Source organism: Agrobacterium sp. lyk4-40-TYG-31, assembly GCF_030209855.1.
GTDB classification, from domain to species: domain Bacteria; phylum Pseudomonadota; class Alphaproteobacteria; order Rhizobiales; family Rhizobiaceae; genus Agrobacterium; species Agrobacterium vaccinii.
This window is the reverse complement of sequence record NZ_JARVRE010000004.1, coordinates 985,419-1,011,801: the sequence shown is the minus strand read 5'-3', so window position 1 is coordinate 1,011,801 and position 26,383 is coordinate 985,419. Positions and strand designations below refer to the sequence as shown.

The window sequence follows — 26,383 nt, the reverse complement described above, 5'->3', positions numbered from 1 at the left end:
GCACCTATTCCGTCGCGGATTACTGGCCTTTTAGACTACTGGAAATTCCGGCTCTTCACCTTGAGACTATCGATGTGCAAATCCGGGATGAAGATGTCACGAACCTTGTTCGGCTTTGGACGATCCCTCGCATCCCCGCCTCCATGCGATCCGTGCGCGAACTCATCACCACGACCACTCGGATTCCGGAACTCCGCATCTCGATCCGACAGAGACGATAGATCAGCAGAAAGGTCATAGAGCTGCCGCGCGATCAGATGAACGACATCACCCTCTCTCTGAATCTTGCCCTGTATCGCCATCATCGACGCTCCGAGCACGATGCGCCGCCGCTTTTCGAACAGCGACGGCCAGACCACGATGTTCGCAGGCCCGGTCTCATCCTCGATCGTGATGAACATGACACCCTTCGCCGAGCCGGGTTTCTGCCGGACGAGCACAAGCCCGGCAACGCAGAGCCAGCTCTTGTCGCGGGCATTCATCGCATCCGCGCAAGTGACAATGCGGCGTGCGGTCAGATCTAGGCGCAGGAATGACGATGGGTGCGCTCGAAGCGTCAGGCCAACGTGCTGATAGTCCTCCACCACGTTGTGGCCCTCGGTCATCTGCCTGAGTTCGACTTCAGGTTCCTGCTGCTCGGCGACCGTCTTCATCTCCCGCTCTGCTGCCGCTACGAACAATGGAAGCGGTTCGTCTCGCAATGCTTTGATGGCCCACAATGCATCACGACGCTCGATATTGAACGCAGGTCGGAAAGCATCCGCCTCCGCAAGCTCGACGAGTGCCTCTGACGGGACTTCCGATCGTCGCCACACATCATCGACGCTCTCGAACGGACGTTCGATCCTTGCGGCGACAATTCTGGCGGCATCTCGGACAGCTAGCCCGGCGACCTGTCGCATGCCAAGCCGGACGGCATGTCGGTCGGTGCCGGGGATGGCTTCCAGCGTGCAGTCCCAGCGTGAATGTTGAACGGAGATCGGACGGACTTCGACACCATGCTTCTGCGCGTCGCCGATGATTTGGGCGGGAGCGTAAAAGCCCATCGGAAGCGAATTCATGAGCGCCGCGGCGAAGGCATCCGGGTAGTGGCATTTAATGAAACAGCTCGCATAAGCGATGAGCGCGAACGATGCAGCATGGCTTTCCGGGAAGCCGTAGCTGCCGAAGCCTTCGAGCTGCGAGAAGGTCTTCTCGGCAAATTCCGGCGTGTACCCGTTCTTCACCATTCCGGAGACGAGCTTGTCCTTGAACCGACTCACGCCGCCAGTGAATTTGAAAGTCGCCATCGACTTGCGAAGCTGGTCCGCCTCCCCGCCCGTGAACCCGGCGCAAACCATGGCGACCCTCATCGCGCTCTCCTGAAACAGCGGCACGCCCAGCGTCTTGCCAAGCACTGCCTCCAGCTCGGGTGTCGGGTATTCGACGGGTTCCTTGCCCTCGCGGCGGCGAAGGTATGGATGCACCATATCGCCTTGTATGGGGCCTGGCCTAACGATGGCAACCTGGACGACGAGATCGTAAAACGTTCTGGGCTTGAGCCTTGGCAGCATCGCCATCTGCGCCCTGCTTTCGACCTGGAATGTGCCGAGAGTATCGGCTTTGCGGATCATCGCGTATGTCGGACCATCTTCCTGCCGGACCTTCGCGAGATCGAGATCCTCGTGTTTGTGCTCCCGGATCAAGTTGAAGGCTTTCTGCATGCAGGTCAGCATGCCGAGCGCCAGCACGTCGACCTTCATCATCTTCAATGCTTCGACATCGTCCTTGTCCCACTCGATGACCTGCCGATCTTCCATCGCCGCCGGCTCGATCGGAACGAGATCATCGAGGCGTGAGCGCGTCAGGATGAAGCCGCCAACATGCTGGCCGAGGTGCCGAGGAGCACCCATGAGTTCCCTAGCGAGCCGCAACGTCATCACGAGACGGTAGTCGTCAGGATTGAGGTTCAGCTCGCGAACGTTGCGTTCGGTGATCTCTTCGGACCACGACCACAGGCCTGACGAAAGCGCCTTGGTCACGTCCTCCGGCAGCCCCATCGCCTTGCCGACATCCTTGATTGCGCCCTTGGCTCGATAACGTGTGACAGTGCAGACGAGAGCAGCCCGGTCGCGGCCATAAGTCTTGTAGATCCACTGGATGACTTCTTCACGGCGCTGGTGTTCGAAGTCGACATCGATGTCCGGCGGCTCGTTACGCTCCTTGCTGACGAAGCGTTCGAACAGCAGGTCGTTGGTTTCCGGGTCGATAGAGGTGATGCCGAGGATGTAGCAGATCGCCGAATTCGCGGCAGAACCTCGGCCCTGACAGAGTATGCCCTGCTCGCGCGCGAAACGAACGATGCTGTAGACGGTCAGGAAGTACGGCGCGTAATCCATCTCCTTGATGAGATCGAGTTCGTGCTTGACCGTCCGCAGCACGCTTTGTGGCAGACCCTCCGGATATCGGTCGGGAATGCACTCGCGGACACAGTGCTCCAGCGACTGTTGCGCATCCATTCCGTCGATCAGCGCTTCCTCGGGATATTCGTATGTCAGTTCCTCCAAGCTGAATGTGCATTGGTTCACGATTTCCATCGTCCGTGCCAGCGCTTCCGGGTAACGCGGGAACAACCGCTTCATCTCCTCTGGAGGCTTGAGATAGCGGTCGGCATGCCGTTCTCTGTCAAAGCCCACGTCGTCGATAGTCGTAGTCGTGCGGATACAAACGACGATGTCCTGAAGCTGTCTTCTGGACGGCTCATGGAAGAGAACATCGTTGGTGACGACCGTTTTCACTTTGAACTTCGTCGCAAGGTTCGAAAGCTCGTGGAGTCGCATCTGGTCGTTGGGTCGCCGCCTAAGACTGAGCGAAAGATAGGCGCGCCTACCGAAGATCTCGTTCATCTTGCGGAGCTGCACAGCACAGACATCGTCTGCGAGATCAGGCACGAGAATGCCGATCAGGCCCTCGGCATAGAGGGCGAGATCATCAATATGAAGGATGCAGTTGTTCTTGCCGCCCCGGCCCTTGCCGACGGTAATCAGTCGGGTGAGCCGGGAGTACGCTGCCTTGTCCGTCGGATAGACGAGCACCGACATGCCGTCCTGCAGATCGAGCCGACAGCCTACGACCAGACGAATCCCGGTTTCGCGGGAAGCTTCCAACGCGCGTACGATCCCCGCCAGGCTGTTGCGGTCCACCAAACCGATGGCTTCGATGCCGAGTTCTTTCGCCGTCGCGAACAACTCCTGCGCGGACGATGCGCCTCGCAGGAAGCTGAAATGTGTCGTGACCTGGAGTTCAGCATATTTCATCAGGCAAAGATCCCGTGCATAAACCATCGGTGCGAACCCGTTTCCGGATCGATCCCGTCCCCAGAGCGGAAGATCCAGAACCGCTCGCCGTCGTCGTTTTCGATGACGAAGTAATCTCGCACCGCCTCGAGCTCGGTCGGGCGTTTCCACCACTCACCGAATATGCGTTCCGGGCCGTCGGCTCGCTTCACGCGGTGGCGTTTTCCGCGCCAAGTTATGCTGGCGGGTGGATAGTCTGGCATGAGTGCGATCGCCTGAATCTGTTCTGGTCGTGCGAACAATCTGGTCGGTCTGCGCCAGTGCCCCACCCAGCTATCGGCAACGTCTTCGGCGACCGCGGAGATCTGCTGCACGCTCCGCTCGGGAACATCCGAGGCCACGGGTGCCACCCGATAAACGCGCTGACCGCCACGATTGCTGAAGATGTCGATCAATGGTGTGAGGTCGGTTATCTCTTCCTCGACGAGAGACGAGGCCTTTTGCTCCTCCTGCAGCGGTTCCGCCGACACGGCAACGAGGACGAGTTTCTCGATGCCGAAACCGGGATCGATCTGCTCTGTGCGATCCCTGAACAGTTTTGTGAGCCACGCAACATCCCGTGCTGGCTTCGCGGTCCCTGCACGGATCGCCTGGAGGGTGTTGTCGACGCGATGCACGATGAGATCCGTCCGGCGCGCGCCGAGGCCGCGTTTTTCGAGTTCGGCGACGAGCTGGACGACGAGTCGACCGACATATTTGTTGATGGTGTCGGCCGCGCCTATCGGTTCCTGAAACGATCTGGAGACCTCGACGAGATCGGCAGTGCGGATCGGATCGATCGGTTCTCCAGCGCGACCGAACAATTGGTCGAGGCGGCGGCCGACCTCTGGTCCGAAACGGAGCGCCAGCGGTGCTCTCGGCGTATTCGACAGCTCGCCTATGGAATGAAAGCCAAGGACACGGAGGTCTTGGACAACCTTCTCCGGGAGCCGAAGCAATGAGATCGGCAGCTTCTCAACCGCTCGCACGATCTCGCCGCGGGGAACGTTGACGGTATCCCGGTTGATGGCTCGGACGCATGCGTGCGCTGCTCCCCACGTATCCGCGATGGCCACCTTCGCAGACAGCTTCCTCGAATGAAATGTATTCACGATGCCGCTGATCATTTTGGCCTCTCCGCCCTGCAGGTGATCGGCACCCTCGGTGTCGAGGACGAGGCCATCGATGCCGTCAACGGCGACGATCGGGGAATAGTGACCAAGAGCCCACAGCGCGATGCGATCCAGGGCGGCGGCATCGGCGGCGGGATCTGCATCGACGAGCATCAGCCCGCAGAAGATCGCCTGAGCCTTCGCCGCGGCCATGCCGACGCGGACACCGATCTTCTGCGCAGCCCCGTCGGCAGACGCGACCCACCTCTTGGATCCGCTATGCGCAATCACAGCGATCGGCTGCTCAGCCGGTATGGTGGGATCGTCGCGTCTGATCCTGTCCGTAGCCAGATCCGGAAGAAATATGGATACGACCCTTGCCATCACATGCTCCTACGCAGAACTCTTTGCACTCGCCAGCGCGTGATCTCATCAGTTCCAGAAACCATCTCGGCCTCCCTACTCCCGGTACCGGAAGCTCTTCGGACGGCATCACACTCACCCGCCACCTCGTGGTCGATGCCGTTGGCTGACCGAAGTCGTTGGCCTCGGTCTGCCTTCGCCAACGGCGCACTGCCAAGGCAATTGTCCCCGTTCGCTCGGCCACAAGTTGGAGCCGACGGCTTACGACCATTGGCAACCGAACCATCTCGCCGACGACCGCGCCACAGCCGCCGTAAGAAAGCGCCTCTTCCATATTGGCAGCGACATCCTCTTCCTTGTCGCTCTCGACGAAGATAACCCTACGCGGATGCAATCCAGCCTGAGCGAGCGCCGGGAAGAAAAGGTCAGGCCGCGTCAGGCACCAGACTATCGGCCCCTTCGTACGAGCGGCGATCCCGGCGGCAAAGAGAGCAGCCGCGGCGCCATCGACAGTGCCAGAACCACCTCCCGCGAATTCATGGAGTGCTCCATGAGCCAAGCCCCCGCCCGGAAGGATTCCATCAATCGCTTCGACACCGAAAGGAAGACAGCCCGTCTTCTTCGCGCCCTCTCCTTGGATAGAAGAGATGCGGTCGCGCAGGTCAGCCAGGACTTGATCGCGAACAGCCGCCATCGATTACGAATCCTTCCGAAATCGCAGTGAAAAGGTGCAACATCATGTCGCCAGAACTTGATTGTTCTTCTTCTGTTCCCTATCGTCGGCGGCGTCAAGACGCCCTAAAATCAGGAATCTACTCCTAGCATTAGCAAGGCTGAAGATTCACCGAGTTGAATCATAATGGTAGCGGAGATTCCGTCTCAGGCGTTCTGACGTAAATATTTTTGCGACCTCCAGCGCGGACATCGATCTGATGCCGGTCCACTAGACTGGGTGACGCAGGGCACAGGGAAACGGGATGCGAAGAAGACGACCAAAGCCCGATAACGAAGGCGGACCGATGCTGAAGGATTGCCGTCTACCAATGATCGAGATCGCATGTGCACCGTGTGGTCGTCATGACCTACTGGAGCGAAAGACACTGGTCGAACAGTTCGGAGCCGGGGTTAGCTTTTCACGATTGAGACGACGGCTGGCGATGGGATGCGAGCGCCTTTGCCATCCAAACGGCGATCACTGTGCAACGCGTTTCCCATGCCTGGAAGACGTCGGAGATCGCAAAAGTGGCTAAGCGACAAGACTTGGGGACCTACTTTGAGAACCCAAAGCGAGAAAGCGGTGGACAGGTTGGGCGCTCGTCTGGCGTTTCGTTGCCTGCAGCGAGAAATCGGAAAAACCGCTGCATTCACCATCTCCGTCGTGTCCGATTGACACACCGCAATCTCACAAATCTAACCAAGAACGATCATGAAAGTTCCCAACACATCGTGGCGGTCTGGATATCGCAAATGATTTTCATACGCAGGCTAGGCCGTCACACCCGCGTGCCATCGACCTCATTGAGAAGCAAGTCGGCCGCCCCGTTTAGGTCGGACACCTCAACGTAAGGAAGCCACTCTGGATTGCCCTTTTCTCCGCGACGGTTAACCCAGACACCGCGCAATCCCAATTCGTGGCGAGCCTTCATGTCCCAGTATATCCCCATGGCGACATGAACGGTCTCGTCCGGCGTGACCCCCATCCGCCGATACGCATATTCGAACATCTCTCGGGAAGGCTTGTAGGATCCAGCTTGCTCGGCGGTGATGACATAATCGAAAGGTACGCCAATGGAATTCACTGTGGGGGCGATCAGATCGTTGTCGGAGTTGGTGAAGATCGCTAATTTATAATGCTCTTTCAAGCGGCGGAGCGCATCCGGCACCTCGGGGTGAGGCCCCATCGCCATCGGAGCTCTAGCGACATGCTCGATCTCTTCCTCGCTCAGTTCCACGCCATGTTCCTGAAACGCGTTCGCGAAACCGATGCGAAGAACGTCCTTATACAGCAATTGAGGCTTTTCGGCCGTAAGCGCGCGTCCTTGGGAAGAGAAACTGTCAAGGATGGACGACGCGCTCTTGTCTGCAACGTCGTGCGCCTGCAGGACAACATCGATTTCTTGTAGAAGAACCTCGTACCATTGCACCAGCGTGCCGTAGCAATCGAAGGTAATAATCTTCGGACGAGGATCGAGCGGGAACTTCTGCTGGGGCATGACTGGCCTTTGTGCTGGGCGTAAATTTGTCTTTGACGGGGTATCTTTAACTCCCGGCTTATTTGCGGGTTCCTCCGGTCAGGCTTTGAACGAAAACATGTTTTTCAATTTGCCTTGCATGCATGGACGTAGGTCACAGGCTGCACAAGTTTTCAACTTCTGAGATGTGATTGTCACTGGTCCAGTTCATATGCACGGGACTTGTCAGCCATTTGGAAGCGCGGCTGGTGCAAACAATTCCACTGCCTCACATATCCGTTGGGGCCGCAGAAATCGGCATTCTGAAAGCAAAGCAGGTCCTGGTTGGATCGGAATGAACATCGATCCGCCCCCCGTGAGCCCGGGCGATCTGAGAAGCGATATACAGGCCGAGGCCAAGGCCCTGCGCGCCCGACTTCCCCTCACCTCGTCTGAAAGGCAGGAAGAGCTTGTCGATCTGAGATGCCTCGATGGGCTCGCCGCCATTGGTGACGGAAATTTCGAGTTCATCGTCGGCCGACTGTGCTCTGATTTCGATAGGCTTGTCGTCTGCGCCGTGCGTGACAGCGTTGGCGACGAGATTGGAAACCATCTGCGCTATTCGGAGATGGTCGACTGCGACCGCGTTTGTGATGTTGATCGACGCAACGATCTGTCGCCCAGGATTTGCCACTACGACCTCATCGACAACGTTCTGAATTGTTTCAGCAAGATCGTCCAGAGACATGGAGAGAGCTATCCCGCCGCCCATACGAGCCCGCGCGAGGTCCATCACGTTCTCCACGAGACCGGACATCCGGGAAAGACTGGTCTTCATGAGCTTGAGGATCACAGGGCTTCGTTCAGTCCATCCCTCTTTTAGCAGGCGGGATGTGCCCGCATCTATCGCAGCTATCGGGTTGCGCAGATCGTGTCCGAGAACAGCAATGAACTGCTCTCGCAGCTCGGCCAGTTCCCTTTCCTGTTCCAGGGCGGCGCTGGTGGTTTCAAGACGTGTTCCAGCATCAAGATGATAGGCGATCAATTCGGCAAAAAGCTTGAACGCACCAAGGACCTCAGGGCTTTTGACCTTTGCCGGATGGGGATCGATAGCACACAGCGTTCCCCAGAAGGCGCCGTTCCCAAGGATGATCGGCTCGGATATGTAGCTTCGCAGGCCGTATATCCGAGGGGTGTGATGATCTCGATAATCTGGATCTTCCGCGGCATCATCGAAGACGATGGTTTGTCGATGGTCCCGGATCTCGTTGCAGAGAGTGCTTTCAATTGGAAGCTCGTCGCCAGGCTTGAGGCCGAAACCGAGTGGATCGAGAACCTGACATGCGACCCAGCGGTTCTCTGTTACGCGGGCAACTGCGGCGAAACCCATACCCGTCATCCGCAACACGACATCAAGCATGGTCGGCACGGCGGCGATGCCGGAAATACGCTCCATATCGTAGAGGAAGTTGTCGCCCAACCGCCCGCTCTGGTCAGACACCGAAAGTGAGCGGGCTGCGGTCACGGAGCCGACGAGAGCTGCATTATCCAAGGCGGCGGCTGTAGCTTCGGCGAGTGCTTCGAGAACTTCTACTTCCCAGTCCGTGGGCGTGTATGGCTGAGACCAATAGGCACCGACTGCGCCAATCGGATCCTCCGACCGAACCGGTGCCATGACCATCGCCTTCACAAACGTGCCAGCATAGAGCTCATACGGAATCCGGTCGTCCTGCGCGATGTCCGGTATCACAGCCGTTGCCTTGTTTATCATGGACCATCCACTGACACAGGCAACTGCTGGAAACTTCTGACCCTTCCACAAGGGGCCGATAGCATCCTCTTCAACATAGTGGCAGAGGTCGCCATCTCTCAATATGATCGCAATGCCCTCACACCCAACAACCGACCGCGCGGTATCACGGAGGGTTTGGATTGCAGACTCTGTAGTCCGGGCGCGCGCGATCTTCGCGAGCGCTTTGGAAAGTGCTGCGATGGGCGTCGAGGGTCTGGTCTGTTGATCCATAGGCCACTGCCTTTCCGGCACGTGCCGTTTTTTCAGCGTACATTTTCGCACAACGTGCTATTTTTGCATAGTAAAAGTTCTTTGAAGGACTTTCCGATGGAGTGCATCGCTAGCCGTTTTCAGGGGCCGATGGCGAGCTGTCCGAGTGAACCGAGCACCTCTCTTTCCGAGTAGGGTTTGCCAACAAAACCGAGCGGCCTGAGAGGAAGCGCGGCTTCGCGTGTGCGATCGTCAAGATTTCCGCTGACGAACAGTGATGGGATATTCCATCGCTCTCGCAGGGCCGCTGCTGTGTCGACACCGTTCGTCCCCCGAGCAAGATTGACATCCATGATGGCAACGTCGATCTCGCCGCTGTTCTGTTCGGCGAGATCGATGGCCTGCTGCATGTACGATGCCTGACCGACAACGTCGTAGCCCGCGTCGAGGAGCATATCCTCAAGATCCATAGCCAGAAGCATTTCATCTTCGACTATCATGATACGTAGAGGCATCAGTTGCGATCCTTGGGAAAGGTCACCGCAACTTTTTGCTCGGCTGTCTGTGGATGGTAATAAAAATCTCCGTCGATCTGCGTAGCCATGCTCTTAACCAGCCTGAACGACAAGTCGGACAGGACTTGTGGACCGCGGCTCGCGTCCGGCTCGCGAATTTCCAGTTCCATCAGTCCATCGGAAACCTCACGAAGCGATACGATAACAGGGCCATCGACCTTCGATGCGCTCCTGATTTGCGCACTGAGTAACTCGTTGAGGATAACCGACAGGGGAATAGCCCGCTCAGTCGGCAACGACAGCGCATCGGCTTCGACAGTGATCTGTCGTGCCTTCGGTGATGCAGCAATATCCAGGCAAAGCCTGCTGATGTGATCGACCATGTCTACGCTCAGAGAGTTTTCTGATCGGTAAAGCCGTTCATGAACTGAGATGATCGCCCTAACCCTAGAGATGGCTTGGTCGAACGCCTCCATCGCGACGGGGTCTTCAAGGCGCCTCGCCTGCAGACGAAGCGTGCTAACGACAAGTTGGAGACTGTTCTTCACACGGTGATTGACTTCGGAAAGCAACTGCTCGAGGGCTTTGAGAGCGCTGGATAGATCTTCCTCTCTTTTGCGGTCGGCCGTCACGTCCATCATAACGCCGATCATCCTGACCTTTCCGGTCGATGTCCTGAGCACCTCACCGCGTGATGCAATGTATCGGATGTCGCCGTCGGGAAGAAGAATCCTGTAGTCGAAGTTCATCAAGGTCTGATCAGGACTGTCGATAGCACTTGATACAACGCCCTGAACACGCTCGAGGTCCTCAGGTAGCATTCTTGCGAAAAACGGCTCGGCAACTGGCCCGCCGCCCCCTGGGGAAAAACCAAACATCACATCGACCGCGTGGCTCCGGCGCCAGATATCGGTCTCAGGCTCATACTCCCATGACGCAAGATCTGCAGCGTGTAAAGCTACGCGCAACCGCGCATCGGCCTCACGTTGTTTGACGACGCTCTCGGTGACATCCATGGGGTTTTGAATGATGTATTGGATGGCCCCGTCCTGCCCGATGACCGGTGTATGCACCGGTGTCCAGAATTTCTGAACGAAGCCGCCACCTGGTTGCGGGATGTCGTACTGGATGACCGCCATCTCGTGCGGTTTTCCGGAGGCGATAACGTGTCTGAGTGAGACTTCAAGCGGGCCCTGCTCGACGGTGCCCACTTCATCAGGGTTCTCAGGGAATGCCTCAAGGATGTTCCGACCGACGATGTCGTCTCGGGTCCGCTGTGTAAGCGCCAGATAGGCGTCTGATGCTCCCACGATCACCAGGTCAACATCAAGAACCAAGTAGGGTTGCGGCATACCCATGAGGATCGCTGCGTAGTCTATCTGCGTGGTCGTTACTTTCAACTGCTCGTCTACCCCATTCCGCCTAGGAAGGCAGCGCAGATGCACCAGCAGCCGCAGAAACCAAACTGATCAATCCGTCGAGACCAGTGGCGCGGCATCCGATAGATCAACTCCTGGACAGCCTAACTCGAAAAATGCGAAAAGGTTCAACATCAACCGCGAAAATTGCTTCGACGGACGGAACAAACTCGACCATACCGCCGTTTGCGCTCGTTTCTCCACACATCCACATCTGAGTGGGGTAGCGGCCGCAGCAAGAAGACTGGTATCTCCGTTCGATACGCCGCCATCGGAAACCCCTACCCGTCAGTCGAGTTCATTGCGAAGCTGCATGATCTTGATACGATGGTACACCCAATCAAGGAATCGTAGAGGATACAGCAAATCAAGAGGATAGACGCTTTCCGTCGATCTGGAGAGTGACGATCAGTCCTTCTTCTGACCAGTCGTGCTCCAGCGTTCCGCCTAGGTGACCTGCCAGTGTCCTGTGAAGGAGCTTGCTCCCGTAGCCGCCAGGACCATCAGGTTTCTGGACCTTGGGTCCGCCGCGTTCCGTCCATTGGACTTCAACAACGTCGCCGCTGATCGTTCCCGACACGTCCAGCGTACCCTCAGGCACAGACAACGACCCATACTTCATGGCGTTCGTCGCCAGCTCGTGAACAATCAGAGCCAAGCCCGTGGCTGCGTTCTCTCCGACACCCAGTCGAGGAACTGCTACCCTAATCCGACCGGCGAATGCGCCCTCATCATCATACGGTGCCAGCAAAACCGTGAAGATGTCGCCGAGCAAGGCTGCGTTCCCCTGCCCCTGAGGCAATGGGCGTACAAGATCATGAGCACGACCCAGCGCCGTCAGTCGATTGGTGAGCTGCGCTGTCATATCTTCCAGAGAAGCGGACGAACGTGACGTGATCTTCGTCAGTCCGGCTGCGATCGCCAGCAGGTTTTTGACCCGATGGCTCATCTCGCCAGCAAGAAGCTCGTGGCTCTCCTCGGCGTTTTTTCTTCCGGTGACGTCCAGAAATATGCCTGTCATCTTCCGATCTTTGATACCCGCGTCGCTCCCACGTCCTCTTGCCGATATCCAGCGAACATCCGGTCCGAGAATGATCCGGAAATCAATTTCGTAGGATCCAACGACAGCTCTGGTTGCAGTAAACGCCGCCCTGACCCGATCGCGGTCTGCGGGATGAATTTTTTCCGAGAGCAACTCGAAGGAAAGCGGTTCTGCGTTCGTGACACCCCATAAGGTATAGCCTTGGCGGTCCATCAAGAAATCGTCGCTGTCGACCTGCCAGGACCAGAGCGCAACGCCGGCCGCCTCAAGCGCCTCGCGCAGTACGTCTGGCGACCAGTCGGAATGATTGAGGCTATGATCCTTGGTCATAAGTCATGCCCTCTTCCGGGTTTTCACGGCAGGTTTCGTTGAGGCGCTGAGACGATCTTGCTCTTCCTTCGCAAGCCGTGCCTCCCTGAGGCGGAATGTCTTGTCCTCGCGGGACTTCGTGACGTAGTCATTTTCTGCGACGGCGTGACCGCGGGCGAAGAACTGGGATTGCAGACTGCTGAACGCAACTTCTGCCTGTTCGCGAGATTTGCTCTGGGACATCGGTCCTCCAATGATCTGGCTGAAAATGAAAAAGGCCGGACATTAAGTCCGGCCTTTCAAAAAACTAGCTTCACGCAGTGCCAGTACATCCGTGGTCAAAGCAGAAGCCGTTCAAATTAAGCAGCCTGAAGGTTGCAGGCCGACATTTTGCCCGACTTGTTGTCGCGCTCCATATCGTAACCAAGCTTCTGGCCTTCTACGATTTCGCGCATTCCGGCGCGCTCGACAGCCGAGATGTGGACGAACGCATCAGCGCCGCCGTTGTCTGGCTGAATGAAGCCGAAGCCCTTGGTGGAATTAAACCATTTTACTGTGCCTGTGGTCATGATGATGAACCCTTTCAAAGCATACGTGTGAGATCGCACGGATCAAATCCGTACGACGATGATAGCGATAGTTTTGAAGGAAAGTTCGTTCAGGCGCGGTGCTAATCGCGCAGTAACCAAAGTTCAGCAAGCAAAAGATCGATAAACCATTGATAGCAGATAGGATGACCTGAGTCAACTTTTAGTTTTGAGACTCTTCGCGTCGCACGGAGGGCTCGATGTCCGGTGAAAGTCTGGGCATTTAATGAAACTGCCTCTTGCACTACGTCTAACACCCCAAGACCGCGTTGAAACCCATCCCATGCTAGCGGTACAATATGTCGATGACGTCACCATCGACGCGTACCGAGCCACAGTCTTAGCGGACGCATGCGGTGATACAAGTTTTACGATTTCTTTCACTCTCGTCGGCTTTCTGGATGACCGAGGCACCGAGTGCCGTCTAACGAAAGCAGCGGCAATCTGCTTGATCGGCAACACAGTCTTTGTCTGCTCTCCCTCGCCGTAATCGAAGATTAGCTAACACCATGGCTGCCGACGGCCAGTCCATGTCCTCGCCAGACCTTCGCTGACAAGAATATCTCCTAAGCTGCGACCGTCCCGCACGAACACCCGGAGCTTGCGACCGTACTTGTCCTCGTCACGACCTTGCCATGACTGCATCTGGAAGGGTCCAGCGTTAACGAGCTGGAGGAGCCGCTTTGTCGCCTTTGCACCGAGGGCCGCCTCCGATGAACATTTCGGATCGCCGACTTCCGGTGTGTCGATGTCGGCTATTCGAATCTTCGTCCCCTCGTGCCAGATCGTATCGCCGTCAACGACACAGTGAGACCGAGTTGATCCTGAGCAAAGGGAATAAGGCCTGAAACCTGGAACGTTTTGTGTCGGGGGCGATTTCACCACCTGCACAGCCGATGGGTTTTGGGTATGAGCGCTTCCGCCCGGTGGCGACATATGTTTGTCTGCGTAGAAGCTGTAGCCAGCTCCAGCCGAAAATGCTCCGATCATAGCGAGAGCGACAAGTTTACCGAACGACATGATACCCTCCGTCTCGCTTTGCTATACATGCTGAAGGTTGAGATAACTGGAATCGTCCGCATAAGATTTTATACATCACGGGAGTGGTCGGTCCCTGCCGATGCCATAGCGGTTTCCGAAAAATCCGAACACGACAGCGAGTATCAGTGCTGCTGGCACACCTCTCGCACCACCCATCGCTGCAATGCCAACACCGCCTATCATGAGACCGATGACGGCACCTGCGATGACGCCGATAATCGACCAACGTGTCTCGTGAGGTCGAGCCTTTACTGCGTCACCGACCTTGCGCACTCCATCCTGGATTTTCTGTTTCATCCCGCGACTCCCGACAAACGCTTCCCGATCTGGGTGCACGCTATCTCAGCCACTTGGGTTGCTGACGAGCCGCCCATCAGTTGTCCCCACGAGGGATCGGCCTTCGATTTGAGCATTCCTTCGACGGTCTCGCCGCTGCCAAGGGTCTTCAGCCGCCCAGTGTCACACTTGAAGGCGCGCGTGGTATAGACCCAGCCGGATGCATCCGAATACCTCGTGTTTATCGATACCACTGATCCCTCAGGCCCCTTGCCGATAGCAACGACCTTGTACGTCGCTTTCGGCTCCAAGGGACGATCCACCTTGATATCGACTGCCTTCAGTCCTGTAACGCTCGCGATCTTCAACGAGCTGACATCGATCCCCTGCGCGATCAGTACGGATGGAAAACACAGTGCGCTGACAACAATGAGTGCTTTTGCTTTTGCTCTTGAATTCATTGGATCCCCCTCGTTGAATTAAGAAAAACGAATATCCCGCTGAAGTTGATAGCGAAGGCTTTCAGGGGGAGCAAGAGTTCAGTCGAATGCCGAACGGTAAACCGCTCCTCATTCGGAGCGGTTTACCGATATCGACGCTACGGTTATCTCAAACGAAGGGCTTGAAGTCCAAGGCCCACATCCAGCGCATCCATCACCTCCTGTCCGGATAGTTCAAGTCCGGCCACCAGCGCATCCACGAGCCTCTCGCACGTCGGGCGATGCTGTTTCAGAATCCCCGTCGCCCGCTCAAGCTGTCGCTGCAGAATCCGGTCGACCCGCAGCAGAACACTCTTATCCATCCGGGTGATGTCGATCATGGGCGCGTCCGCGATGTCTCCCAGCGATGCCAAGCCATCTCCCATGCCATAGGCCCTTTCCAGCATTGCGGCGGTTCGGGTGGCATCGTGGAGGTCTGATCCCCGGCCTCCTGCCACGCCATCATCATGACATCCTAGTAGCAGTTGTTCCGCCGCCATTCCGCCGAGGCCCATTGCGATGGCATCGAGATAGTACTGCTTCGTGCGCCGTTCCCACGGCCGACGGCAGAATGTCGCCTTACCCACGGGCTGGTGTGTCGAAGTCACAATGAGCTTCGATGAAATCTCGACGCTGGCGAGTTCCATGCCCAGAACGACACCGACCACAGCATGACCGATCTCGTGGATAGCATTCACCCTCAGCGTCTCCGGAGGAATAAGAGCCGGGACCGAAAGGTGCAGGAGCACGTCCGCCAGCTTGATCGGCCTTCGAAGCCTCCGCGCGCGTCGACGGGCGCTCCTTACAGTCTTCTGAATGTCGGCACCGGAGGCACCTTCGCTAAGCTCGGCGCAGGAATGGCAATCTCGCTCCTCAAACGCATCACGCAGATGCATCCGGAAGATCGCAGCTCGAGCCTTGAGATCAGGGAGCGGAATCCTGATGTGATTATCCAAGCGCCCTGAACGCAGGATCGCAGCATCGATGTTATCCGGATGATTGGAGGCGGCTACGACGACCACCCCTTCCCGTCCTTCGAGACCATCCAACTGTTCGAGCAGGCCATTGATCGCCTTGATATCGTAGGAAGCATTGTTCCCGGAGTTTTGATCTCTCACCCCGAACGCATCGATCTCGTCGAGGAAAAGGATAGCCGGTGCCGAATTTTTGGCGTCTCGAAAGCTCTTCTGCATGCCCTTGAGGAAATCGTTGAGATAGCCCTTCGCCTGCCATTGGGCATACGAGGTGGCGACAAGGGTCGCACCGCAGGAGGCTGCCAATGCCTTGGCGAAGATGGTCTTGCCAGTTCCAGGAGGGCCGGAAAGCAAAACTCCCTTGTCGACATCGTCCCATGAGATCGTCCCTGCGCGCCAGTCATCCAGATCCTTGACGAGTTCGAGACCCCAGATCTTGGCATCGCCATAGCCCTCCATATCTTCAAGGCTGACATCGAGCAGCGCCTCCCCTGCTCGCTTAGGCACGAACCGTGCTCGTGGCACGGCGGCAGCCTGCGCCATCTTCTCAACGACGGAAAGAACGCGAGGCATCGGTCGCCCCCAGGTCATGGCGAGTTTGAGCCGTCGCCAGTCGCAACTGATGAGGGCCTCGGCCTGCTTTTCAGTGACGGAAGTCTTGTATCCCCATTTTACGACACCTTGAACCTGCCGGACATCGGGTGGCTCGATAACAACAACCTTATCGAAGGCATGGCGAAGATCCTCTGGGATCGCCTCTTCGGATTTGAAAATGATGACAGTCTGCTTATGCTGCAGCATGTTCATCACGGCTTCGATATGTTCATCCGCTCTGGCCTCGTCGAAGATCTTGACCTGGTCCTGGAAGCGGTGGTCCGACTGTGGGTCGAAGAACATGAGAGCCGCCTTCACGTAGCTTGTCTTGCGTTCCCACTCTGGAAGGACGAGGCCAATGGCGAAATGCGGAACGCGCTTGTAGGGCCGCATGGCGCGGTTGATGCCTGCATAGGCGAGAAATTCCGGCAGCGTGAATCCTGCCTTGTCGCGAACAATGTTTTTCATTTGTGTAATCCCGGATTGAAGATGATGACGGCAGACGCGCGTTGGCGCGTGTCCTCATCCCCGTATCCGGCGGACCTGGGTATCAGGGCGGATCATGTCGCTATCGAGATCGATCTACAGGAATCCTTGCAGGACCAGCGCAGCCACCGTTGGCATCGGCCGTCCCTCAACGACGGCCGACAAACATTCTGCAACCGTCAGCGATCCCATTTCATCCATTGCTGCCAAAATACGAATCCTGTCGCCGAGTGGAGGACGGTAGAGGCCGTATCGAAGCAGATCCTTGGCATTCCTCAGGCGGAAGCAACCATCGACCTCTTCCATGGCAACAGGACGATATCTGTGCCCCATGGATTCGATAACGGGAATGACCCACGACGGCGGCGACGGTTCTTCATAGGCGACTTCGACCAGATATGACCCGCTTTCGAAGACGACGAGAAAGTCGAGATAGTATTCGGCGAAGCCGCCGCGGGTCAGCGGCGGGGCTACTCTCCACTCGACCACGTTAGGATCGACATCAAGCAGGCAGGCGTAATCCCTCGCGTGCTCGGAGCGAAACGATGCCGGGCCGACGTTTTTGATCGTGGCCTCTGAGTGATAAATTGTCGGTTGTCTGGCCAGATGCGGAGCGACATCGCTCCTGCGGCCAATATGCGAGACACTCTTCATGGTATCCCTCGTAAACGAAATACAGGACTGGGCGGCACCGGGCACGCCCGGAGTGCGTCAGCGTATTCGTATCGAGTGGCGCGTGAAGGTGTTCATGGGCGGGAACGAATATAGAACATGCGGGAGGGCGTCAAGGACGATTGTTTCCACAAATGTCATCGCATTTATTCCAGCTAGCCGTAACTGGGAAAGTAATCACCGAAGAGTTCTCGCCAGTTGTGGATCGCCGACCTCACGAGTCCATAACTCGCATCACTCTCGGCAGAAGCCGCCTTCCGATAGGCCTTGTCCAAAGCGGCGATGATCTTGTCCGCTTCAGCTTTTGTAAGATACGACGCGACGTCGTCGCTGTAGCCTGCGGGATCCGCGACCTTTACCCAGACCTTTTCCCTCATTTTATCAAATACCCACCGGCAACCGCTGGCGTAGTCACTGATGGTTATATCCTGCAGGACGTGCCTAACGAGAACTTCGAGATGAAACGATCGGAACAGGTTCCCGTTCGCTCGATTCCAGCATTTGATCATTTTGATGAGGGGAACTAACGCGCCGTTGTGAAACTTGTTGGACTGGCTCCAGAGTTCTACGTGCTTCTTCGGATCGGTAGGTATCCACCGTCTCAAATTGGCGTCGGGAATTAGAAAACCTCCGCCATTCCGGTAGAAGCCCGGCACGACATCGACCTCGAAATCGGTAAAAGTTATTGTCACGGCCTGCCCGTCAGGCTTTATTCGTGGTGTTGACGGGTATCTCTTCTTTAGCGTGGTCATCACCGACGTTAGTAATGAGTGCTGGTTCTGGGGCGCATAATATTTCGGATCAAGAACGGCGAACACATCGATGTCGGCCTTCTTCAGGGGAGCGATCATTGTGTTGCGGCGATACGATCCGGTCAGGAAGGCATCAAGTACTGTAAAGTCGCTGGAGACTGCTTCACGGACGTTCTGCTGGCGAATCGATGTAGTGCCCTCCTGCAGGCTGGAAATCTCCAGATTTGCCTTAAATTGTTGAAACGCTCCGGCGATGGTCGTTGCCATTGATGTACCTCAAATTCCCAATCTGTCTCGTACGCGATCCCATTCGGCAGTCAGCGACGGGTTCTTCTCATTGAAGATCTTCGTGGAGAGAAGGATCGCGGCGGTCGATTTGGTTGTCTCGTAGTAAGCGAAGAACTCGATGATCTGGGCCTGCGTTATGGCCTTTTTGGTTCCCTTCGCGCCATTAAAAAGCCGGTTGAAATCATTGAATAGGTGCTCACATCGCATCCGGAGCCATTCCATGCGAACCAGTCGCCCAACGACCTCGCCGCTGAATAATGCTTGTGCGGCAACGCCGATGACCTCGAGGTCGGTTGATGGATAGGCAAATGCCACGATCCACACCACAACGTAAAGCAGTGTCGTAATTCGCTGCGAACGCAGCATCGTACGGAGGATGCTGCGCGTGAAGAATACGCTCTCCATGGAGTTTGCCGCAAGCCGCCTGAGAGGATTGGTCTGATCGTTGTTATAGTATCCGACAGTCTCCTCGTGGGTGAGCACGACGTCGAAGCTGTTCGACAATGCCTCTTGCCGCCTGGCATCCTCCGCCCTCGGGAAGAGATAGATGTTCTGAACCTGGCCATGCACGAAGAACAGGATGGCACCGATCAGAAATACTATCTGGAGGGCGATGTTGAACTGCGGATATGACGCCTTGTCTACAAAGAGAGTTACGATGGACAAACTGGAGACTGCCCAAAACAGCAAGCCTCCAATAGTGTCCATCAGCGCGAGCGGTGCATAATAGTTCTTTCCGACGGTATCGACCTTGGGCATCCGCCTCTCCTCTTATTTGATCACAACGTAGAACGGGGCGCTCTGGCCAACGACACGATCATCATATCGCCGGATAACAAAAGCCTCGGCCATATGAACGCCACGGTACTGCAGTCCTTCCCAACGACGATCTCCGTCTGTGGGCTTTTCGAAGCCACCTCTGCCACATTTCTGGGCCATCGCGGCCGCGCCCGTGTTGGTGATACGCCACCGCACATAGCAGTCGGAGGGCACCGACTGAAACTTGTTGACGCGCACGTCGAACCAGAGCCCGCCAAGTGGTGAGAGGGCTTCGCCGGAATTGATGCGATGCCCCCTTCCCTTCGCCTTGGTGCCGCTGTGCTCCGCGAATATCTGGACATTGCGTGAGACGGTCTCCGCCATCTGCCACGGCGGCGCCTGCTGATGCCGTGGCTTGTTGAAGATAGACGGAAGAATCCCGACCCCGTAATCGATGACGGTGTCGACGAGGCCATCGAGATGGGCCGCCGTGTCCATCAAAAGGACGTGCGCGCGCTCCGTAACCGAGGCCTCGGCCTTCTTTACGTTCTCACCCTTCGCGAACTCGTCGCCGAAGACCCTGCGCCATTTCTCGATGCTGTCGACGCGGCTCGTGGCATCAATGGCCTCGTCGATCCACGTCCGATATTTGTGAACAAAACTGCGAAAGTTCAAGTACTGGGTTTCGTTCCACAGATCCGCGAAGTCCTGTGAAGGCAGGGATGGGTTCTCCACCTTCGGCTTGTCCGGATGATCCTGGAGCCAGTCGTCGAGCCTGCCCATGATCGTCTGAAGCGCGCTGGGCGTGTCAGCGAAATCCGTGGAATCCTTGTCCCACCAATTGATCCGGTGGCCGATCAGGGTCGTCAGCAAAACTGACTGGCAACTGAACCGCTTCTTGATATCGCGGATGTACTTAATCAGGCGCGTCGCCTTCCGGAACGAATTGTTGCCCGAGTACCCGTTCTTTTCCTTAATCCAGCGCGTGTACTCGATCGGCTGGGATTCCTCGAATTCGTCGGCGCGCTTGTTGCAGACCTCGAGCGTGCCCTGGAACTCCCGATCAGTGACCAGCGGGGCGATGTCGACCTTGCAGTCGTCCGCATACGTAATGGTGACACAGAAATCGTAGACAACTGTCATCTCGCCATACCGCTTACTGTCTCGGAAGACGCGTCCAAGTTCTTTTATGTACTGGGCGGCGCTCCAGCCGTCGACGTGCTTCACCTTCACGAGCAGGTCCGCATCGAACTCGCCGTTGTCGACCGGACGAATGATCGTGTCATGGGCCCATGACCCCTGCTCGATGAAGCGGAGGATCTGTGGATCCCAGTCGGATGCCTTCAAAAAATCCTTGATCGCGTCGACACGGGCCGTCAGCAGGTCGATCCGCGTCTGGTTCAAGTTGACCGTGTCCTTCAGAAAATTTTTGAAATCACTGTCAAGCTTCATGCTTCTTTCCAATCTCGTTTGGCGCTGCCGCTGGGAAACCATCCGTCCTTTTTCGAGAGAGTGGTTCGCTATAAGGCTTCATTAACTATCGCTACTCCGAACAAGATGGGGTTGTTGCTTTCCTGAGTCAAGGCCCTTAATGTAAGTCTACACCGAACAACAAAAACAACGAACGGTTCTGCCATGACACAGCCAACATTCGGCAAAAAAATCAAAGAGCTACGCACCGCAAGGGGTCTGACCCTCGATCAGCTTGCAACAGAGACTGGCTCCTCGAAAAGTTATATCTGGGAGCTGGAGAACAAGAATCCTCCGCGACCGTCCGCGGAGAAGCTAGCCGCCATCGCCGTCGCGCTCGGAGTCACGACCGACTATCTGATCGGACGCGAAGAGGTCACACTCGCTGACGCGCAAGACAAAGCCTTCTTCCGCGAATACAGCAAAATGCCAGACGATACCCGCGAGAAAATCCGCGCCATGGCAAAGCTTCTCGGAGGAAAGAAGGAGTGACACCGAAGTCGCCGCGAGGCACCGCCAACAACATTTCACTAATGTTGAATACCGTCTTCGGAAAGGACAGGTTCGATAAAGGTCCGGTCGATGTTCAAGAGCTTGCCGTCGAATATACAAGGCAGATCGCTCCGGACAGCCACATAGAGCATGTGGTTGCAGAGGATCTTCCTGGCTGTGACGGAGCGCTCGTGCCCGGCGATAGCAAGCCCCGACGTTGGGCGATCATGTATGATCGGAAACAGAACGCAGGGCGGCGTGCCTACACGATTGCTCACGAATTCGGTCATTTCATGCTGCACCGCGATCTCGTAGACACCGATCCAGACTTCGACGGCGGTTTCTATTGCTCGAAGGAAGCCGTCGAGCACGGTGCTGGCAGGGACATCGAGAAGGAGGCCAACGAATTCGCCGCGAACCTTCTAATGCCCCTCGATGATTACCGTCGCCAGATACCCCCGGATCAACTCGCCAGCTTGGAACGCTTGGGCGATGCAGCTTCTCGTTACGGCGTATCTCTGACCGCCGCGTCGTTGCGATGGCTCGAGTACACAACAACAAGGGCCATGGTTATCGCATCGGTCGATGGATTCGCTCTGTGGGCTAAACCGAGCGAGGCCGCCTTCAAATCCGGGCGCTTCCTCCGAACGAAGGGAGAACCGTTTGAATTGCCGGCGGCATCTCTCGCCGTCCGGAAAGCCGCCGCCAAGGAATCGCTTGATGGCATACGTCAGAATGCGGGAATTTGGTTCCCAGAGACGACCGTTGAAATGTGCATGCGTTCCGACAAGTACGATTTAGAATTGACACTGCTGCATTTCGAAGGGCGGGCACCTGCATATCAGGCTGAAGACGATGTAGAGGATTCGTACACACAGTTTTTCAAGATCGGTCTATCCTAGCAGAAATTTGTCGGCGAGTTCTGCGCCATTGGCTAGCAACTGCCACCAGACACCGGCAGGCTGATCCGATACCTTCCCATGTGGAAATGGTTTTGAAATATATTGCTCTCAGGACATCGGCTTCAAGTCATCACCACCCTTCGAGATCCACACTGGATCGTGGACGGCGGCGAGAATTGTCTCGACAACGTCCGAAACCGGGAGGTCCTTCCCTATGGGCCACTTGGTCTCGACACCTCCGCGCAGATGGACGTTCGATGAATAGACGATCGTGCGGCATTCGGGATGGCTGAACAGCATCCATGCGAGGCTTTGCGGTCCGGACCCTCCTGAAACCGCAGGAACGATCACTGCGAAATGTGGCGTGACTTTCGCTAAGATGGCACGGCAGTCTTCCTGTGCGAATGGCGACTGCGGTAGCACCGGCCCTATTTACGGCGATCAAAGGCATGCGGTGGGACATGGAGGCGATGTTGTGGCCGTAGGAAGCCCGCGTTCTTGTCACCGCCACCCCAGCCCTGGAGCCGAACTACGACTCATAAGACTTCGCAATCCCACACAAGTGCGCATAAAGATGCACGAATTCTACAGGGCAGCCAGACTTATTGCCGGAACGCGGGGTCTATACCAGTTTCCAGCCTCGGTTCGACCACCATTCCGTATTGTGTTGAATTTCACAATTCAGTGGCAGGTAATGGATGAGTGGTGCTGCGCGGCTGTGGCATCCAGCGTCTCACATTTTTATCTCGGTGATCGAGCAAGCGATCAGAACGGATAGTCGCCCGTCGCATGGGACGAATCCCGCCGACACTAGCGCCGAGCGCCGGCAGATTTCATAGGAAGTTTCGAGCGTAGTAATAGACTGTGTCGGCAGCCTTCTCACCGCGCTCTTTCACCTTCCTCCGTAGCAAGATCATATCCGGGTGCTTAGCAGAAAGATCGAACGCACCCTTGAAAGCTTCCTCCACATCATCCATGCCGAATATGGATTCATTGACAGCAAGCTCAAGCAATGTCCTCTCGGCAGACGCAACGCGATACGGCCGTCCGTCGGTGTCCTCCCGGACTTCGACACCCCATCGCAAGTCGACGCCGGGAATCCATTCGAGATCGTAGCCGCCCCACGTCTTCGGCTGCGGCATCCGCTCGGGCTGTGAGAGCTGCCGGAACCCATGAGAGTTCGCCGATGTCCATCCTCTCGCGATGGCCGACTGCATTCCGGTGATATGGGCGTTCGGGAACGCAGCGCAGAGATCGGCCCAGTCTGCCTGGCCGGCATACGCGTCAAGCAGCTCGGCATCGCGGCCTACGGTCGTTCTGGAATTCCCGAGCCACTCCTGAGCGCGTGCGGTCATGTAATCTTTGACCCCGACTTCACCGGAACGGAGGCGTTTCGCGGTGCGCTCGGAGACATCGAGAACGACGGCAAGCTGCGGAGCCGATAACCCGGAGGCGGAAAGCCACTTCTGGAACTGCTCTGTTGTCCAAACTCGCCGAGCCATAACCGTCTCCACCCCGCTCGATAACAACTGGGTGCCATTATTCTGGCACCCAGTCAAACAATGACCCATCCCAGCCTTAATGACCCGTTAAACAAAATCAGTATTGACTTCCGACATCCGTGGGTTTCGAACGGTTAGAAAGCATGCGCGGGGATTCGTTATGAAATCAGTCGAGTTGTTCGCCGGAGCTGGTGGTCTAGGACTCGGTCTACATGCTGCGGGATTCAAGCCTGCAGCCGTCGTCGAGTGGGACAGCTACTGCGTCGATACTATCCGCGAAAATCAGAAGCTCGGCATGCAAGCCGTCAAGGGCTGGAAGGTCAAGCACGGCGACGTGCGTGCCGTCAACTTTACCGAATACAAGGGCAAGATCGGTCTCGTCTCCGGAGGGCCGCCGTGCCAACCTTTTTCTATGGGCGGCAAGCACGCGGCGTATGACGACGCTCGGGACATGTTCCCGCAAGCAATCCGCGCTGTTCGGCAGGCCCAGCCTCAAGCATTCATTTTTGAAAACGTCAAAGGACTGACACGCGCGTCCTTCAGAAACTATTTCGAGTACATCCGCCTTCAGCTCGAGCACCCCGAGGTCATCAAGGGCGGCGAAGAGTCCTGGCAAGACCATCTGTCCCGACTTGAGCAGCACCACACGAGTGGCAGCCGTGAAGGCCTCAACTACCGCGTAGTCACCCAGTTGCTCAATGCCGCTAACTTCGGGATACCGCAGAAGCGCGAGCGCGTCTTCTTCGTTGGGATTCGCGAAGATCTCGGCAAGGCCTTCCATTTTCCACACGAGACGCATTCCCGCGAATCCTTGCTGTGGGATCAAATCAATGGCGAATATTGGGATCGGCATCGCGTCCCCAAGAAAGACCGCACGGATTTTGCGGCAAACGCCCGGATCAGAGACATGTCAATGCCGGATGAGCTGCCGTGGCGCACCGTCGCAGACGCTCTCGTTGGTCTCCCTGATCCCACGAAAAAGATCTCGACCGACGGCATCTACTACAATCACCGCCTCCAGGTCGGTGCTCGTTCATATCCAGGTCATACAGGCAGCCCGCTGCACGAACCCGCCAAGACCTTGAAGGCTGGTGTCCATGGCGTGCCGGGTGGCGAGAACATGCTACGCCGCCCTGATGGATCGGTCCGCTATTTCACCGTCCGTGAAAGCGCCCGCTTGCAGACCTTCCCTGACGACTATGTGTTCCACGGCTCGTGGACGGAGACGATGCGTCAGCTCGGCAACGCTGTGCCAGTAGAGCTGGCTGCTGTCGTTGGCCGCAGCGTTGCCGCGCAGCTAGGAGTCTGAGATTGTCTGAGGGTTACGTCGAGTTCGAATTCGATCTTCCATCGGCACTCCTGCGGAGCTTGGTGAATGAGTTTGCGAAGATGGATTCGGCTTCTCTCACTCATGAGCACACGCAGCGCGTACCGGACGAGCAAGGCGTCTACCAGCTTCTCGTCGGCGGCAAGGTGGTCTACGTTGGCAAGACGGATGCCGCCTCTGGACTGAGGGGCCGTTTGCGGAAGCACGCGTGGACGATCCAGCACAGGCAAAACCTGAAAGCTTCGGACGTGCAGTTCAAAGCGGCGCGCGTGTTCGTCTTCACGGCTATGGACCTCGAAAAACTGCTGATCGCGCACTATGCGGCCACTTCGGGAGAAGTCTGGTGGAACTTCAGCGGTTTCGGAAGCAATGACCCTGGGAGAAATCGGGACACTACCGAACTCAAGGTTGCGGGTTTCGACGCTCAGTACCCCATCGATCTTGATCACCCTGTCGAGATCAAGACCGACGGCGGCGTATCTGCAGCGCGTATCCTTGAAGCTCTCCGCGCTGAGCTACCGTTCACGCTCAGAGCGGAAGGCGAAGCTGGCAAAGCCAGAAAGCCGAACGCGGATCTTGTAAACGCCGTCGTTCCGACGTTCGAGAGGAAGCCTGCGACCACTCGGCAGGTGTTCCAGGCCGTGCTATCAGTGCTGCCTCCAGGCTGGCAGGCCACTGCTCTACCGGGTCGCATTATCATGTATCGGGAGAACCGCGAATACAGCGCGGGCGTCGTAATCGGGCGTTCGTAGGCGAGTTCCCGCCGTCTTCTCTAGGTGTAAGCGACTACATTATCTGGGGGATGCCAATGAATGAAGACTTCGATCCGAAACAGTTGCCAAAATGGGCTGTCAGCGAAAACAGCATAGGAACACTCCTTCCGCGAACAGGTCTCCAGCTTATTGCGGCGGCACTTTTGGGATTCTACCTGTACAATCTCATCTACGACTGGAAGCCTCTGATCCCGACGTTTCAACGTCTGGCTTACATCGTTTTCCAAGTGGTCTCGCTTGCCGCAGCCGTTACCATCTGCGAACAACTTCCGTTCCGGATAGTAGCAAATGGGCGCAAGGGAACTGTTAAGCGAGCGTTAGGAATGCTCTCTGCAGTTGCCCTATCCATACTCTTCGCTGGAGGACTCGTATCGATGGATGCCTGCCTTGTTTTGGTGATGGCGTACTGCATTCTGGCATGGGACTTAGTTTGGAAGCTGAGCGCTCTCAACAGACACGAACACATCAGACAGGTGGTTGAGAAACGTCGCGCAGCAGGATTCGAGTAGCAGACTTGTCTGCCGGCGTTTGCGCCGTGCCTCGCCAGCGCACACCAATGTCATGGGCGCCGATTACGAGGAGGATGTGATGCCGGAAGAAAACAAACTGGGAACGTTGCTGGATTCGTATGTGAAGGTGCTCCACATGCCGAACTGGAGAAACTCGACGGCAGCGGGGCCTCAGATCCGGGATCTATCATGTCAGTAGGGTGAGAATATATCACGGACCTTTCCGTGATGACATTTTCAACACATTGATAAAT

24 protein-coding genes are annotated in these 26,383 nt (G+C 56.7%); 5 read left to right on the top strand and 19 right to left on the bottom strand.

What is annotated here, in order from left to right; genetic code table 11:
* Positions 1–35 precede the first annotated feature (35 nt).
* From QRN55_RS10130 to QRN55_RS10040, 18 genes are all read right to left on the bottom strand, one after another.
* Positions 36–3,296, bottom strand: coding sequence for an error-prone DNA polymerase (locus QRN55_RS10130; RefSeq protein ID WP_284776582.1), 3,261 nt, complete (start codon positions 3,294–3,296; stop codon positions 36–38).
* Positions 3,296–4,810 (bottom strand): Y-family DNA polymerase, encoded by a 1,515-nt coding sequence (locus QRN55_RS10125; RefSeq protein WP_284776581.1) that lies wholly within the window; start codon positions 4,808–4,810, stop codon positions 3,296–3,298. Before QRN55_RS10125 ends, QRN55_RS10130 begins: the two co-directional genes overlap by 1 nt.
* Positions 4,731–5,483: an ImuA family protein gene (locus tag QRN55_RS10120; protein ID WP_284776580.1), complete on the bottom strand. Its 753-nt coding sequence runs from the start codon at positions 5,481–5,483 to the stop codon at positions 4,731–4,733. Before QRN55_RS10120 ends, QRN55_RS10125 begins: the two co-directional genes overlap by 80 nt.
* Before the next feature lie 799 nt (positions 5,484–6,282).
* On the bottom strand, positions 6,283–7,002 hold the full coding sequence (locus QRN55_RS10110; RefSeq protein WP_284776578.1) for a haloacid dehalogenase type II: 720 nt from the start codon (positions 7,000–7,002) through the stop codon (positions 6,283–6,285).
* Positions 7,003–7,249: 247 nt separating this feature from the next.
* The gene (locus tag QRN55_RS10105; RefSeq protein ID WP_284776577.1) at positions 7,250–8,983 is read right to left on the bottom strand and encodes a sensor histidine kinase; all 1,734 of its coding nucleotides are present in this window, start codon (positions 8,981–8,983) and stop codon (positions 7,250–7,252) included.
* 119 nt (positions 8,984–9,102) lie between these two features.
* Positions 9,103–9,477 (bottom strand): response regulator, encoded by a 375-nt coding sequence (locus tag QRN55_RS10100; protein WP_284776576.1) that lies wholly within the window; start codon positions 9,475–9,477, stop codon positions 9,103–9,105.
* On the bottom strand, positions 9,477–10,877 hold the full coding sequence (locus tag QRN55_RS10095) for a sensor histidine kinase (protein ID WP_284776575.1): 1,401 nt from the start codon (positions 10,875–10,877) through the stop codon (positions 9,477–9,479). Before QRN55_RS10095 ends, QRN55_RS10100 begins: the two co-directional genes overlap by 1 nt.
* Before the next feature lie 385 nt (positions 10,878–11,262).
* Complete coding sequence (locus QRN55_RS10090; protein ID WP_284776574.1) at positions 11,263–12,267, bottom strand: sensor histidine kinase; 1,005 nt, start codon at positions 12,265–12,267, stop codon at positions 11,263–11,265.
* A gap of 3 nt (positions 12,268–12,270) precedes the next feature.
* Positions 12,271–12,489 carry a hypothetical protein gene (locus tag QRN55_RS10085; RefSeq protein WP_284776573.1) on the bottom strand — a complete coding sequence of 73 codons (219 nt, stop codon included), beginning with the start codon at positions 12,487–12,489 and terminating at the stop codon, positions 12,271–12,273.
* Positions 12,490–12,605: 116 nt separating this feature from the next.
* Positions 12,606–12,815 (bottom strand): cold-shock protein, encoded by a 210-nt coding sequence (locus tag QRN55_RS10080; RefSeq protein WP_284776572.1) that lies wholly within the window; start codon positions 12,813–12,815, stop codon positions 12,606–12,608.
* 519 nt (positions 12,816–13,334) lie between these two features.
* The gene (locus tag QRN55_RS10075; RefSeq protein WP_350225184.1) at positions 13,335–13,769 is read right to left on the bottom strand and encodes a thermonuclease family protein; all 435 of its coding nucleotides are present in this window, start codon (positions 13,767–13,769) and stop codon (positions 13,335–13,337) included.
* A gap of 159 nt (positions 13,770–13,928) precedes the next feature.
* The gene (locus QRN55_RS10070) at positions 13,929–14,171 is read right to left on the bottom strand and encodes a hypothetical protein (RefSeq protein WP_284776570.1); all 243 of its coding nucleotides are present in this window, start codon (positions 14,169–14,171) and stop codon (positions 13,929–13,931) included.
* Positions 14,168–14,611 carry a hypothetical protein gene (locus QRN55_RS10065; protein ID WP_284776569.1) on the bottom strand — a complete coding sequence of 148 codons (444 nt, stop codon included), beginning with the start codon at positions 14,609–14,611 and terminating at the stop codon, positions 14,168–14,170. The genes QRN55_RS10070 and QRN55_RS10065 overlap by 4 nt, the downstream gene beginning before the upstream one ends.
* Positions 14,612–14,754: 143 nt before the next feature.
* Positions 14,755–16,665: an AAA family ATPase gene (locus QRN55_RS10060; protein ID WP_284776568.1), complete on the bottom strand. Its 1,911-nt coding sequence runs from the start codon at positions 16,663–16,665 to the stop codon at positions 14,755–14,757.
* Positions 16,666–16,779: 114 nt separating this feature from the next.
* The gene (locus QRN55_RS10055; RefSeq protein WP_284776567.1) at positions 16,780–17,337 is read right to left on the bottom strand and encodes a hypothetical protein; all 558 of its coding nucleotides are present in this window, start codon (positions 17,335–17,337) and stop codon (positions 16,780–16,782) included.
* Between the two features lie 173 nt (positions 17,338–17,510).
* Entirely contained in the window at positions 17,511–18,374 is an 864-nt protein-coding gene (locus tag QRN55_RS10050) for a CBASS oligonucleotide cyclase (protein ID WP_284776566.1), read from the bottom strand.
* 9 nt (positions 18,375–18,383) lie between these two features.
* Entirely contained in the window at positions 18,384–19,154 is a 771-nt protein-coding gene (locus QRN55_RS10045) for a hypothetical protein (protein WP_112961635.1), read from the bottom strand.
* Between the two features lie 12 nt (positions 19,155–19,166).
* Positions 19,167–20,606, bottom strand: coding sequence for an SMODS domain-containing nucleotidyltransferase (locus tag QRN55_RS10040; protein ID WP_112961837.1), 1,440 nt, complete (start codon positions 20,604–20,606; stop codon positions 19,167–19,169).
* 183 nt (positions 20,607–20,789) lie between these two features.
* Between QRN55_RS10040 and QRN55_RS10035 the strand changes: the two genes are divergently transcribed.
* Positions 20,790–21,116, top strand: a complete 327-nt coding sequence (locus tag QRN55_RS10035) for a helix-turn-helix domain-containing protein (protein WP_112961633.1) — start codon at positions 20,790–20,792, stop codon at positions 21,114–21,116.
* Complete coding sequence (locus QRN55_RS10030; RefSeq protein WP_284776565.1) at positions 21,113–22,018, top strand: ImmA/IrrE family metallo-endopeptidase; 906 nt, start codon at positions 21,113–21,115, stop codon at positions 22,016–22,018. Before QRN55_RS10035 ends, QRN55_RS10030 begins: the two co-directional genes overlap by 4 nt.
* Positions 22,019–22,851: 833 nt before the next feature.
* Here QRN55_RS10030 and QRN55_RS10025 read toward each other — a convergent pair.
* Positions 22,852–23,520 (bottom strand): hypothetical protein, encoded by a 669-nt coding sequence (locus QRN55_RS10025; protein WP_112961629.1) that lies wholly within the window; start codon positions 23,518–23,520, stop codon positions 22,852–22,854.
* Between the two features lie 160 nt (positions 23,521–23,680).
* Here QRN55_RS10025 and QRN55_RS10020 point away from each other — a divergent pair, with 160 nt between their 5' ends.
* From QRN55_RS10020 to QRN55_RS10010, 3 genes are read left to right on the top strand one after another with little or no spacing between them, the layout of a single operon-like run.
* Entirely contained in the window at positions 23,681–24,829 is a 1,149-nt protein-coding gene (locus QRN55_RS10020; RefSeq protein WP_112961627.1) for a DNA cytosine methyltransferase, read from the top strand.
* Between the two features lie 2 nt (positions 24,830–24,831).
* A complete protein-coding gene (locus QRN55_RS10015; protein WP_112961625.1) occupies positions 24,832–25,599 on the top strand; it encodes a GIY-YIG nuclease family protein in 768 nt (255 codons plus the stop codon).
* 56 nt (positions 25,600–25,655) lie between these two features.
* Positions 25,656–26,129, top strand: coding sequence for a hypothetical protein (locus QRN55_RS10010; protein ID WP_284776564.1), 474 nt, complete (start codon positions 25,656–25,658; stop codon positions 26,127–26,129).
* Positions 26,130–26,383 lie beyond the last annotated feature (254 nt).

Coding starts and splice junctions, on each gene's coding strand:
- QRN55_RS10130 (WP_284776582.1), bottom strand. CDS start 3,296: ATGAAATATGCTGAACTCCAGGTCACGACACATTTCAGCTTCCTGCGA.
- QRN55_RS10125 (WP_284776581.1), bottom strand. CDS start 4,810: ATGGCAAGGGTCGTATCCATATTTCTTCCGGATCTGGCTACGGACAGG.
- QRN55_RS10120 (WP_284776580.1), bottom strand. CDS start 5,483: ATGGCGGCTGTTCGCGATCAAGTCCTGGCTGACCTGCGCGACCGCATC.
- QRN55_RS10110 (WP_284776578.1), bottom strand. CDS start 7,002: ATGCCCCAGCAGAAGTTCCCGCTCGATCCTCGTCCGAAGATTATTACC.
- QRN55_RS10105 (WP_284776577.1), bottom strand. CDS start 8,983: ATGGATCAACAGACCAGACCCTCGACGCCCATCGCAGCACTTTCCAAA.
- QRN55_RS10100 (WP_284776576.1), bottom strand. CDS start 9,477: ATGCCTCTACGTATCATGATAGTCGAAGATGAAATGCTTCTGGCTATG.
- QRN55_RS10090 (WP_284776574.1), bottom strand. CDS start 12,267: ATGACCAAGGATCATAGCCTCAATCATTCCGACTGGTCGCCAGACGTA.
- QRN55_RS10085 (WP_284776573.1), bottom strand. CDS start 12,489: ATGTCCCAGAGCAAATCTCGCGAACAGGCAGAAGTTGCGTTCAGCAGT.
- QRN55_RS10080 (WP_284776572.1), bottom strand. CDS start 12,815: ATGACCACAGGCACAGTAAAATGGTTTAATTCCACCAAGGGCTTCGGC.
- QRN55_RS10075 (WP_350225184.1), bottom strand. CDS start 13,769: ATGTCGCCACCGGGCGGAAGCGCTCATACCCAAAACCCATCGGCTGTG.
- QRN55_RS10070 (WP_284776570.1), bottom strand. CDS start 14,171: ATGAAACAGAAAATCCAGGATGGAGTGCGCAAGGTCGGTGACGCAGTA.
- QRN55_RS10065 (WP_284776569.1), bottom strand. CDS start 14,611: ATGAATTCAAGAGCAAAAGCAAAAGCACTCATTGTTGTCAGCGCACTG.
- QRN55_RS10060 (WP_284776568.1), bottom strand. CDS start 16,665: ATGAAAAACATTGTTCGCGACAAGGCAGGATTCACGCTGCCGGAATTT.
- QRN55_RS10055 (WP_284776567.1), bottom strand. CDS start 17,337: ATGAAGAGTGTCTCGCATATTGGCCGCAGGAGCGATGTCGCTCCGCAT.
- QRN55_RS10050 (WP_284776566.1), bottom strand. CDS start 18,374: ATGGCAACGACCATCGCCGGAGCGTTTCAACAATTTAAGGCAAATCTG.
- QRN55_RS10045 (WP_112961635.1), bottom strand. CDS start 19,154: ATGCCCAAGGTCGATACCGTCGGAAAGAACTATTATGCACCGCTCGCG.
- QRN55_RS10040 (WP_112961837.1), bottom strand. CDS start 20,606: ATGAAGCTTGACAGTGATTTCAAAAATTTTCTGAAGGACACGGTCAAC.
- QRN55_RS10035 (WP_112961633.1), top strand. CDS start 20,790: ATGACACAGCCAACATTCGGCAAAAAAATCAAAGAGCTACGCACCGCA.
- QRN55_RS10025 (WP_112961629.1), bottom strand. CDS start 23,520: ATGGCTCGGCGAGTTTGGACAACAGAGCAGTTCCAGAAGTGGCTTTCC.
- QRN55_RS10020 (WP_112961627.1), top strand. CDS start 23,681: ATGAAATCAGTCGAGTTGTTCGCCGGAGCTGGTGGTCTAGGACTCGGT.
- QRN55_RS10010 (WP_284776564.1), top strand. CDS start 25,656: ATGAATGAAGACTTCGATCCGAAACAGTTGCCAAAATGGGCTGTCAGC.